The sequence below is a fragment of the Blautia sp. MSK18_10 genome, from assembly GCF_020553185.1.
GTDB classification, from domain to species: Bacteria; Bacillota; Clostridia; order Lachnospirales; family Lachnospiraceae; genus Blautia_A; species Blautia_A wexlerae.
The window spans coordinates 1-12,075 of the sequence record NZ_JAJCGT010000039.1; the positions used below are offsets into that span (position 1 = coordinate 1).

11 protein-coding genes are annotated in these 12,075 nt (G+C 39.2%); 9 read left to right on the top strand and 2 right to left on the bottom strand.

Features of this window, described 5'->3' with window-relative positions; translation table 11 throughout:
* The first annotated feature begins 117 nt into the window (after positions 1–117).
* Complete coding sequence (locus LI074_RS13665) at positions 118–492, top strand: response regulator (RefSeq protein ID WP_173698285.1); 375 nt, start codon at positions 118–120, stop codon at positions 490–492.
* A 26-nt stretch (positions 493–518) separates the two neighbouring features.
* Positions 519–2,585, top strand: coding sequence for a hypothetical protein (locus LI074_RS13670; protein WP_173698286.1), 2,067 nt, complete (start codon positions 519–521; stop codon positions 2,583–2,585).
* Positions 2,586–2,743: 158 nt separating this feature from the next.
* On the opposite strand, the gene LI074_RS13675 is transcribed toward LI074_RS13670, so the two are convergent.
* Together LI074_RS13675 and LI074_RS13680 are read right to left on the bottom strand one after the other, a co-directional pair.
* Positions 2,744–3,457: a LytR/AlgR family response regulator transcription factor gene (locus LI074_RS13675; protein ID WP_025578625.1), complete on the bottom strand. Its 714-nt coding sequence runs from the start codon at positions 3,455–3,457 to the stop codon at positions 2,744–2,746.
* A gap of 15 nt (positions 3,458–3,472) precedes the next feature.
* Complete coding sequence (locus LI074_RS13680; RefSeq protein ID WP_025578627.1) at positions 3,473–4,801, bottom strand: GHKL domain-containing protein; 1,329 nt, start codon at positions 4,799–4,801, stop codon at positions 3,473–3,475.
* Between the two features lie 279 nt (positions 4,802–5,080).
* Between LI074_RS13680 and LI074_RS13685 the strand changes: the two genes are divergently transcribed.
* The 7 genes from LI074_RS13685 to LI074_RS13715 all read left to right on the top strand — a co-directional run bounded on the left by LI074_RS13685 (position 5,081) and on the right by LI074_RS13715 (position 12,071).
* Positions 5,081–6,028 (top strand): hypothetical protein, encoded by a 948-nt coding sequence (locus LI074_RS13685; RefSeq protein WP_055057618.1) that lies wholly within the window; start codon positions 5,081–5,083, stop codon positions 6,026–6,028.
* 237 nt (positions 6,029–6,265) lie between these two features.
* Positions 6,266–7,717, top strand: coding sequence for a sensor domain-containing diguanylate cyclase (locus LI074_RS13690; protein WP_118569046.1), 1,452 nt, complete (start codon positions 6,266–6,268; stop codon positions 7,715–7,717).
* 61 nt (positions 7,718–7,778) lie between these two features.
* Positions 7,779–7,958: a hypothetical protein gene (locus LI074_RS13695; RefSeq protein WP_055060722.1), complete on the top strand. Its 180-nt coding sequence runs from the start codon at positions 7,779–7,781 to the stop codon at positions 7,956–7,958.
* 255 nt (positions 7,959–8,213) lie between these two features.
* Complete coding sequence (locus LI074_RS13700; protein ID WP_055053045.1) at positions 8,214–9,101, top strand: hypothetical protein; 888 nt, start codon at positions 8,214–8,216, stop codon at positions 9,099–9,101.
* A complete protein-coding gene (locus tag LI074_RS13705) occupies positions 9,091–9,786 on the top strand; it encodes a polyphosphate polymerase domain-containing protein (protein WP_179961437.1) in 696 nt (231 codons plus the stop codon). Before LI074_RS13700 ends, LI074_RS13705 begins: the two co-directional genes overlap by 11 nt.
* 15 nt (positions 9,787–9,801) lie before the next feature.
* Positions 9,802–10,479 (top strand): DUF4956 domain-containing protein, encoded by a 678-nt coding sequence (locus LI074_RS13710; protein WP_025578635.1) that lies wholly within the window; start codon positions 9,802–9,804, stop codon positions 10,477–10,479.
* 44 nt (positions 10,480–10,523) lie between these two features.
* Positions 10,524–12,071, top strand: coding sequence for a CotH kinase family protein (locus tag LI074_RS13715; RefSeq protein WP_055060721.1), 1,548 nt, complete (start codon positions 10,524–10,526; stop codon positions 12,069–12,071).
* The last annotated feature ends 4 nt before the right edge of the window (positions 12,072–12,075 follow it).

The following is a 12,075-nucleotide window of genomic DNA, read 5'->3' on the forward strand; positions in this document are numbered from 1 at the left end:
GATTTACAATTCGTGTCATTTTCTGTCGTTTCGTGACAGAATTATTGAAAAAATTTCTGGCTTTTTTATAATGAGGATAACAAATGGGAGTACATCAAATGGAAGAGGAGGGATGTCGTGTATTGTATTGCCATATTGACTGATCAGGAACAGGAAGGACAGAACTGTGCGGAATACATCAGAAATTACTGTACAGAAAAGAAAGTTTTTCCATTGATTGAAATCTATCAGAATCAGGAACAGTTTTTTGGGCGGATACGAAAAACAGTACCGGCAGTGGTGTTTCTTGCATTGTCAGGTGTGTCCGGGCTGAATGCAGCAGAACATCTCCGTTCCCTGTATCCGAAATGTGGGATCATCTGGTGCAGTGATCTTGATTTTTCGCTTCATGCGTTCAGGATGCGGATAGAATATTTTTTTATGAAACCTGTGGAAGAGCAGAAAATAAAAGAAGGACTCTCCATCTGGTTTGAACGCAGAAATGTAATATGACAAAAACACTCAGGAGGAAAACAATTATGAAGAAAAGAGCTTTAATTCTTGCAATGATCGCTTTTATAGCAGTTACAACATCTGAACCGTCAGTAAATATGGTACGCGCAGAGGAAACACAGGTAGAAGAAACACAGACAGAGGAAAATGCAGGTCAGACATCAGAACTGCCTATAAAGACACTTACACCGAAGGTTATGGATGTGAATCCTTATATGGCAGCAAGTGATTCCAATATTCATCATGACTGCTATAATACAGATTCAACAGATGAGGTATTGCCTGTTGATATTTATTCTGAGATCAATGTTTCTTATGAAAAAGTTAATCCCAATGCTTCCCCGGCAGTCTTTTTTGATTCTTACGGACATGCAGTAGTTCCGTTGCTTGGTGGACTGGCAATCCGTGATATTAATGCAGAGGAAACACAGACACTGGGATATTTTTCTCCAAAACAGCATGATAATGGAGATTATCTGATCCAGAGTTCCTATTCCTTTGTAGATGAGAGTAACCGTCTGGTGTGTCCGACCAATAATAACCATGTACTGATGCTGAAGGCAACAGATGAAGACGGAAATGTACTTCCGGAATTTGAGAAAGTGCTGGATATTGATATTAAAGCGGCAGCAGAGGCAGCACTTGGAAAAACACTGGATCAGAATCTGTTATCTGTAGTTTTTGATTATGAGGGAAATCTCTGGTTTGCAACAGGAGGCTTCCGCATTTATCCTGACAGAAAACAGCAGGGAACCTTTGGATATGTTTCCCGTACAGCTATCGATAAGATCTTGAATGGAGAAGATGTGGATCTGTCAGATGCAGTGTTTGTATATGAACTGGAACCGGGAGAGGGTGCAGAGAATGGTATTGCGGCATCTAAGGAGGGTGCGGTCATTCTGACAAATCTGAAGTGTTATCTGCTCCAGGCGGATAATGGTGTGAAAAAAGTCTGGGAAACTTCCTATAAAAGTGTGGGTGCTAAGGAAAGCAAAGAAGGCGATGAGACGACAGGTGGCGGTCTTGCATGGGGAGGTGGATGTTCCCCGTCTCTGACCAAAGATCTGGTTATGTTTACAGATAATCAGGATCCGGTAAATCTTATTGCGGTGGATATGAAAACAGGAGAACAGGTTGCGAGCATGCCTGTTATAGATGAGCTTCCGGAAGGTACACAGGTGTCTGTGGAAAATTCTGCAATTGTATATGATGATGGAGAGGGAACAGTAAGCACAATCGTATGTAACTGGTTTGGTGCAGGAAGTGCGAAGCTTGGAGAAGCAGATAATGATTCCTCAATACAAAGCTATGAGAATATTTATGATGTGGGCTGGCTGAGACAGGGCAATAAAATGATCGCGCCGGGTATAGAACGTGTGGATACAGTTAAGACGGAGGACGGATATGAGATGAAGAGTATCTGGTGCAGAAGTGATCTGTCTGACACTTCCATGATGAAGCTGTCCACTGCAACAGGATATATTTACGGATATGTTCAGGATATGGAAACCGGTATGTGGCAGTATATCATGCTTGATTTTGAGACAGGCGAGACTGCATTTACCATGGATATTTCTGACAAACCGGGATACAACAACATGGCTATCGGTATGTATGCGGGAAACAGCGGAAATGCGCTCTATTGTCCGACCGGCTATCTGGAACTTCTGAGACTTCAGGACAGGTTTGTATATCTGCCGGAAATGCCTTACCGCAAGGTGGATCTGGATCAGGCAATGCGCAATGTGTTAAGCCAGGAGAAATTTGCGGCAGACGGCGGCCAGGGAGATGTGGAAGGATGGCTGAATACGATCACAATTGAGAACGTACATCCGAATACGACCGTTGCAATACGTATGAAAGGAATCTCCGGGGAAACAGGTTCTCTGAAGCTGTATGCATATGGTACAGATGGTACCTTGAAAGAAGTTCCGGCAGAGAAATGGCATATTCAGACAGAAGATGGTGAAACACCGGATATGTTAACAGAAGATGTACTGTATGAGGTACATATGACTGTGGAAGACGGCGGCGATTTTGACCTCAGTGAAACGGAAAAAGAGATTAAGATATCTGCTGTTCTGGGAATCTGAAGGTGAGCTGATAAACAACCACCGGTTAAAACGGTGGTTGTTTACAGTCTGGACGGCGGTCGATAAGACCGCCGTTTTCTGCTGTTTGCATTTATAGCTGATTGACTGATAAAAGATAATTGCGAGAGATGAAATGATTTTTGAGCTGTTTGGAGAAATTAAAACCATTTTGCAGCGTATTGCTGTAATTGTTCCTGGACATCCCGGTAGCTGTATTTGCTGACCGGGATTATTTCATGATTATTCAGTGTGATTTCAAAACGTCGGATTGAACGGACAGCATACAGAGAAACAATGTAGCATCTGTGACATTGTACAAAGATATCTTTCGGCAGAATTTCACGGACTGCAGAAAGGGACTTATATATCTTCGTGACAGTACCATCCTGAAGGTGAATCTGCAGTTCTTTATTGATTATTTCAATATAGGTAATATCCCTGATATGAAAGGATACAGTTCTGGACGGAGTGTCGATTATAATGGATTTTGGGATCAGATGTCGGATTGCACGGGTTAGTGCTTCTGCAAGTTTTTGACGGCTGACCGGCTTAAGGATATAACCTACAGGTTCAGCAGAATATGCATCGAATACAAATTCCTTACTGCTGGAAATGAAGATAACGGGAATTTGGTTTTCAGTGTCACGGAGACATTCTGCAAAGCTGATCCCATTGTTTTCACCCAGCATAATATCAAGAATCAGAATGTCACAGCTTTTGGGAGTATTCTGCAATGTATTTTTTAATTCTGAAATAGAAGTATATTTTCGAATCTCGCAGGATTCTCCCATGGACGCTAAAATATCGATGATCATTTCTGATATCTGTGTTAAAAAAATCGGTTCATCATCACAGATGACAATATGGTACATAGTGAAAGCCTCCTATTAATCGTTATTTTCGTCAAGACAAAGCGTTGTTGTTACAGCAAAAAAGCCACCACGTACCTGTACGTTCAGTATACCATTGTATTTTTCGGCGATTCCATTGATGATCTTAAGACCGTAACCGTGTTTGTCACTGTTCTTTTTACTGGATTTATATTTTCCATTCGTGATTCTCAGGTTATCCTCATTGCAGGAGTTTTCACATTTAATAAACAGAAAATTTCCCTTTGAATGGAGATTCAGCCGGATGATCCGTTGTTCTTCAGAAACCTTCTGACACCCTTCTACTGCATTTTCCAATATATTTGTCAACATTCGGCACAGATCAATATCTTCCATGTTGAGACTTCTGCCAATGACAATACTGTACTCCACTATGGCTTTATAACGGCTGGCACGTTCTGCAAATTCTGAAAGGATGGAATTGACCAGAGCATTGGCTGTGTAGGTGACAAAAGGAAGCTCTTCGGCTTCTTCAGTAAATTTCTGTGTATACTGTCTGGCGCCTGCATAGTCCTCCTGATTAAGATAAGAGGACAGGGCATTCATATGATGCCGGATTTCATGGTGTATTTCCAGGATATGTTCATTGTTTTCTGCCTGATTACGATAGCTTTCCAGCATGCGCTCGGAAATCCGCTGTTCTTCCTGTTTGCTGCGGATGTATCCCATGACACTGAAGAATACGGCATACACCATGAAAGCAAATACTGCAAACAGTACAAACATAACATGGACAACTATATTATTGGAAAGATTTATTATGCTTGAGAACTGTGCAATGCTGGCAATCAGAATAAACAAAGCAGGGAGGGAGCAGAGAATCTTCCAGATCCGTGATTCCAGATCTGCATTGATCATAGTACGGATTCGCTCCATCAGCATGAGAAATGGTTTCGCAAGAACTAGATTTATGATAAGTGTGAGAGCCAGTGCAAAGGGCGGATACATAAAATAATCGGATGGAAACCGGAAAGTACGGTGCAAAAAGGTAACGGTGCTTGTAACAAAGAATCCGTAGCTCATTACAACAAAAAATACAAATAGTTTTTCTGCTGCTTTCGCCTGGATGCTAAAGCAGTAAAATATTCCGAACAGTAGCAGGGCAATATAAAAGATAACATTCCAGATCAGCTCTCTGTAATCACCGCCGATGTTGAACTGTGCGATAAGAGAAAACGGAATGACCATTACAATAAAAATGGACAGTGCCATGAGCATTGTCTTTTTTGTGCTTAGGCGGAAACGATCCCGGAATGGATACAAACAGAAAAATGCATAAGGAAAAATCTGAAGAGAAAATCCGCAGAAATAACGCAATGCTATCATAAAACCCTCCTGTCATAAAGATAGATAATGGCCAGGTTACTTATTAAAAATAAGTATACCATTGGCAGAGGGCAAAATCAAATCATATGAAGGTCTTTTCACACCATATTTTGACTATTCACGCAAAAATATAGACAGAGAAGTCAAATTCAAATAACATAAATAATATAGATTCAGAAAACTGTCAAAATGAGGAGAGCTTTTGATACGGTATATATGCCCGAAAGTTTGCTTTACTGGCATCGTAAAGGAAAAAATATAAGAAAAGGAGACTAAAAAATGAAGAAAAGAATGATTATTGTGACGGCACTGATTATGGGAACTCTGGGAGCAGGATGTGTGAGTGTTCAGGCATCGGATACGTTACCTGAACTGACAAAAGACAATGCACTGGAACAGATGATGAAAGCAGGAGAAACAGACAGTCTTGTAAGCAATCATAAAAGCTATGAAGCTACCTGTGAATATATACTGCAGAATACAAAGGTATATGACTATGAAGATTCTGAAGTGATGTATGTAGATATGTATGGTACTACCCAGATGCTCTATAAAGATGGCGAATTAAAATACGGAAAAGAAGGAGACGAGTACCTCTCCTGTCTGTATATTGATGAAGCAGATGGAAATGCAGATGATCTTATAAGCTTTTACACAGATGAAACCATAGAGGAAGAAGTGACGGATATGAAGGAAGATGGTGATACGATCATTATACAGACAAAGGTACCTGAAGAACTTACTCAGAGCGCATTGAATTCTCAGGGAGATGGAGAATCCTACACAGAGGGAGACTGGATTTCTATGGAATATGTGGTTGCTTCGGATGATTACAGACCATTGAAACATACTCAGATTCTGAATCATAAGGACGGCACTTCAGAAGAAGCTTCGAAGATGGAATTCTCCTACGGCGTGGACAGATCTGAGGATGTAGCAGATCTCTGCGAAAAGTACGAGGAAGCAGAAAAAGCAGAAGGTGATGTACGTAATGTAACAGTTACTGCAGCTCCTGGCACAGAGCTGGAAAAGGATTATGCAATCACTGTTCCTGCAGATAATCACGTATGGATCATGCTTCATGATGATAGTTCTTATTACGTTTTGTATACAGATAAGGAATGTAAAGAATTGCATGAGCCAGAGGAAAATGTGAAAGGAGACACACATCTTTATGCAGAGATTAAGTCTTATGAGGATTATGAAGAGACAGAGGATGAAGTATGAGGAGTTTGAGAGTATTTATCCGGTAACAATATATCACAAAACAATACCATGGATTTACAATTCGTGTCATTTTCTGTCGTTTCGTGACAGAATTATTGAAAAAATTTATGACTTTTTTATAATGAGGATAACAAATGGGAGTATAGCAAATGGAAGAGCAGAAAATAAAAGAAGGTCTTTCCATCTGGCTTGAATGTAAAAAAATAAAATGAGAACGACATTCAGGAGGAAAGCAACATGAAGACAATCATAAAGTATGAACTGGTCATAAATGAAGCACTTAAATCCGCACTCAATTACCATACACCTGACGAGCAGATTAATGAATTTATCCGCTTTTTCGGCAGACATATCGGTTCTGACAGAATATATATTTTCGAAGATTGTAAAGAAAGACATGGCACAGACAATACGTATGAATGGTGTGCACAGGGAGTAACTCCTGAGATAGACAGATTGCAGAATGTCGATATGGACGTAATAAAGTGGTGGTATGATACGTTTTCCAGGGGCGAAAGTATCATTATCACTGATATAGAAGATATCAAAGAAGAACATCGCGTATCATATGATATGTTAAAAGCGCAGAATGTGAGAAATGTGGTGGTATGTCCTTTGCGTTATAAAGATGAGATAAGTGGTTTTTTCGGTGTGGATAATCCTCCAAAGAGTGATTACAGGGGACTTACTACTTTTCTGGATATGATAGGAACGCTTCTTATCTCATTTCTGAAATTGCGTAATTCGTTTATAAAGTCAAATAAAGAGGCAAAGCTCAGCAGTTATTCGTCGCTTTCCAAAATCTATGCATCTATGTATTTGGTTGATGTGCAGACAAAAAGATATCATATTATAAAAATGACAGATCAGATTGCGGAATATTTGGGAAAAGATTTTAAAATGGGAGAATATGAAATCAGGGATGATTTTTGTGGATATATCAAGAATATCGCTGAGAAAATGTGTACGGAATCACAACTTCAGGAATCACTGGAGTTTGTAGATATCAGTACGCTGGAAGAACGGCTTCTTGGAGAAAACAGCATAACACATGAATTTACAGATAAAATATCAGGCTGGAACCGAAGCAGATTTATTCCTGTAGACTACGATGAAGATGGAAAACTTTTGCATGTACTTTTCTGTATTGAGTGTATAGAAGAAGAAAAAAAGCGTGAGAACAGGCTGATTTATCTGGCGCAGACAGATCTTATGACAGGATTATGTAATCGTGGAAGCGGAGAAAAAAAGATTACTGAATTTTTAAAGAAAAAAACAGGAGGATTGCTTTGCCTGATCGACTGTGACAAATTTAAATCCATCAATGATAATTACGGACACTCTGTAGGAGATAAGGTGATCATAGCCGTTGCGGAGAAACTACAGAAAACATGTCGTGACAGTGATGTGGTTTTGCGGCTCGGAGGTGATGAGTTCGCCATGTTTATACCGGGAATGCTGGAACAAAGGGTAGCAGAGAAATTTTTTGAGAGATTTTTTGAAAATATCCGACAGATAGATATCATAGAGATGCAGGGGAAGAACATAGAAATAAGTCTGGGTGCGTGTTTTTATGATGGATATGAAGAGGTTTCTTTTGATCAGTTATACAGAAAGGCTGACAGGGCAATGTATCAGAGCAAAAAGCAGAAGGGCTGCAGTGCTGTAATCTACGGGGAGGAGATGTGAAAAATTTCTGAGAGACTTCGATGTAGAGTTACGTAGCGAGGCGAGACAAAAGGAGGAGTCTATGAAAGAAAAGAAAGTAATTGATTACACCATTGAGGCAGATAAAAAGAAATGTATTCTGTATATTGTCATACTGCTCCTGCTTGGTTTTCTGCTTATGTGGACTCAGATCGATGATCTGACCAGATGGATTCTTTTTTATAAGCGTACCCCGAAAGAGAACAAGTGTCAATCGCTATAATGTCCATTCGCGCAGAAAAATGTCCACTCGCGCAAATTCTATTGATTTTGGGAAAGCTACTTTCGATGATAATATATAAGAAAATATCTCAAAAGGGAAAGGAAATTTGTCAATGCAGAAAGTTCTGAAAGCAAAAGTCAGCTTGATTTTGAGCATTGTTTTGGTATTGGTCTCTATCTGGTAGACGATTGTAGCGAAATCAAGCCTTCTATAGGTAAAAATGATTCGTGAATAATGTAGGGAGGATGCGATAGAGTGAAACAAAACAAGAGAAGAACGGCTACTGTAGTATATATTTTTATATTTATGTTGACAGTATCCGGCTGTGTCAGAAAAGGAAAAGAACAGGACAAGGTATATCAGGAAACAGGAATGTTCGAGTGGTCAGAGGAAGCTGTTTGTGAACCGGAGGAGGCACTTTACCTTGCAAAAGAGCTTGGAATTACCAAGTGGTATCAGGAGACAAATGGAATGACAGAAGTGGAGGCTACAGGAAAATTTGTAAAAGCCTTACACAATAGGAAGATAGAAGTGTATGCACTCCTTGGCGCTGTAGAATGGGGATATGAAGAGGATGGAGCAACGCTGTTGGCACATCTGGAAAAAATCGTTCAGTATAATGTACAATCTTCAGAAAAAGAGAAGTTTGACGGAGTTATGTTGGATATAGAACCGTATATATCGGATTCCTGGAAAGAGAATCCGGAAGAGTATATGGACAGATATATAAGCTGTATGAAAAAAGGATATAAATTCGCTCAAAAAAATCATCTCCGTACAGCGATTTGTATACCACGGCATTATGACAATCAGGGATTGACGTCAGGGCTTGAAGAACTAATAAAAGAGACTTGTGATGAAGTAGCGGTTATGAATTATAGCTGCGGTAATGAAATCGAGGCAATCAGAACAGAGGCTGCGCTTTCTGAAAAATACGGAAAGGAGTTACATTGCATATTGGAGTTTCAGGAGGTTGGAAAGCATGGTCTTACAGAAAATAAAACTTATCGGAATAAGGGAATCGACAATGCAAAAGAGACTTGGGAGAAACTTCAGAAGGAATATAAAAATATAAATGTGACCAGAGATTATCATTGGAGCAGACCCGTAAGAGAGATGTTGGAGGAAAAGAATGCAGATTAAAAAGGTGTTTCGTCAGGAAAGAAAATTTCTAATAAGCGGGGAACAGTATTATCGTTTTAGCCGTCAGTTTGCTGAACTATTTAAAGAAGATTCTCATAACGGTAAGGATGGATATATGGTACGTTCCCTGTACTTCGATACATTGGGAAACAAAGATTTTGAAGAAAAATTGGCGGGTGTTGAGTGTCGCAGGAAAATGCGTCTGCGGATTTACAGTCCTCAAAGTAGGACAGCACTTTTAGAGATGAAACAAAAACAGGGAAGTAATCAGTTGAAGCGTTCCCTGACTATTTCCAGAGAACATGCTGAAGAATTAATGAAGGGACATTATGAAGTACTTCTTGAATATAGTGATCCTTTCGCAACGGAATGTTATGGTGTTCTTAAGACGAATTGTTATATACCGAAAGTCATTGTTGAATATAAGAGAATGGCGTTTGTTTTCAAAGAAAATGACACAAGGATTACCTTTGACAGCAATATATCAGCGTCAAAATTAACTGGAAGATTTTTGGAAGAATATGCAGGCTGTTTTCCAGTTATACATCCAGGGTGTGTAGTAATGGAGGTGAAATATAACAATTTTCTGTTGGCTTATATAAAAAATATTTTGCAAATCAGTAATAAAAGTGAGACGGCAGTCAGTAAATATGCACTTGCCCGTCAGGCAGTTTTTAGATTTTAAGGAGGAGAGAGTTAAATGAGAAGTTTTTTAAATGAATTAATTCAGCAGGTAGAAGTTTTAAGTATGACAGAAATATTAACACAAATTCTTGTTGCTGCGGCGTTGGGATTTGTGATTTATCTTTCATACTATATGTCACATACAGGTACAATATACAGTCGGAAGTTTAATACAAGTCTCGTTGTACTTGCTGTTCTGACAACAGTAGTTATGACGGCAATCGGTAATAACGTGGCGTTATCGCTCGGTATGGTAGGTGCTTTGTCAATTGTCCGTTTTAGGACGGCTATCAAGGATTCGAGAGATACGGTATATATTTTCTGGACAGTAGTAGTTGGTCTTACATGTGGAGTTGGAGATTACATAACAGCGGGAATCGGTAGTGCAATTGTATTTCTGATACTTCTCGTTCTTGGCAGAATTAAGAATGAAAGTCGTATGCTTTTGATTGTTCGGGGAGCAAGAAGTACGGATAAAAGAATTATGTCTGTTGTTAGTGAATATTTTTCACGGAGAATTGATCTGCGAGTTGAAAATACCACCGAACAGACAGTAGAACTGATTTATGAGATTCCGCTGAAAATATTTGAGAAAGCAAGCAACCGCGCAGAGAGTATTGCGGACTGCCTATATGAGATTGAACACGTGGAATATGTGAATGTAGTTGCTCAGGATGATGATATTAGTAACTAATAGTGTTAGTGTGTCATTCTTGAAACAGTCAAAGGAGGAATATTTTGAAAAACAAATATTGGGTACTGATTATAGCAGCACTTACAGTAATCGGTACGTTTTGGACTCAGACAGAACTGGGAGGGAAAAAATACAGAACACATCAACATAAAGAATATCTTTCAGTAGAAGATACAATCCCGGATGTACAGGAAGCCATAAATGCGGAACAAATATCAGAATCTCAGTATAACAGCGAGGCAGTAGACATAGAAAAATTAAAAACGCATTTGCCCGTGGTTAAAATAGAAACCTCTGAAGAAATTCCTGGAGTGCCATATTATGAAGAAGGATATTCACATAGAAAATATACGACTACGTCAGAAGGAGAAAGTGAACTTGCCGCAACGATGCAGATTATTGACAATCTGGATACATATAATACGGTCAATGACAAACCCGCAGTTAGTACAAGTATAAGAATAAGAGTCCGGGGAAATACCTCGAGATGGTTTGATAAAAAATCTTACGCTGTTACGACAGTAGATGGAGATGGTACTGAGCAGGATAGAAGGATAATGGGTATGGAGGCGGCACATGACTGGGCACTCCACGGCCCATTTTTAGATAAAACTCTGATGCGTAATTATATAGCTATGAATTTTTCTGGTGAGCTTATGGATTTTGCACCAGATGTCAGATTTTGTGAGGTGATTCTGAACGGGGCGTATCAGGGAGTTTATGTGATGATGGAAACTATCAGCAGGGGTAAAGGAAGAGTGGATATAGCGCGCCCAAACTTAACGAAAAATGTTACAGGCTACATTGTAGAAATTGATAATGCTACAAGTCTTCCGGTATCTGCACTGAATAATTTTACAAAATATGTATCTGTACTTAGAAAAGATTCATTTTTTGATCTTGTTTATCCGGGAGAAGAGCAGATTACACCTGCAATCAAGGACTACATTGAAAAAGATCTTAGCAAATTTGAAAAAGCGTTATATTCTTATGATTACGATACGCTTGCTTATGGATTTAATAATTATGTCGATATTGAAGAATTTGCTGACTATTTTATTATTGCAGAAGTATTTCTTCAGCATGATACGGGGAATCTGTCTACTTATTTTTATAAAGATGTAAATGGAAAAATCAAGCCATGTGTATGGGATTTTAACAATGATCTCGGCAATATAAGTACGGACAACGAAGATGACTTTCATATACGACAGTTTGTTTCTGTACAGGCACCATGGTTCTGGATGATGATAAAAGATGAGAACTATATCAATTTAATTATTGATAGATATAGGGAATTCCGACAGGGAATATTAAGCAATGAAAATATTTTGCAGTATATACAGGATGTAACGGAATATCAGGGAGAAGCTGTGGACCGGAATTATGCTGTATGGGGATATAGCTTTAATTCCGAGAATCTCGACAGTCGAAACAAGCTTCATCCAGATGAAAGAAATCCGGAAAGCTACGAGGAGGCTGTGGGTCAGATGACGGATGAGCTGATCGGGAGGTTGGAGTGGTTGGATGAGAATATTGAGGTATTAAAACAATACTGTCATGAATCTGCCGTTAAAAAATTTAACCACTGATCAG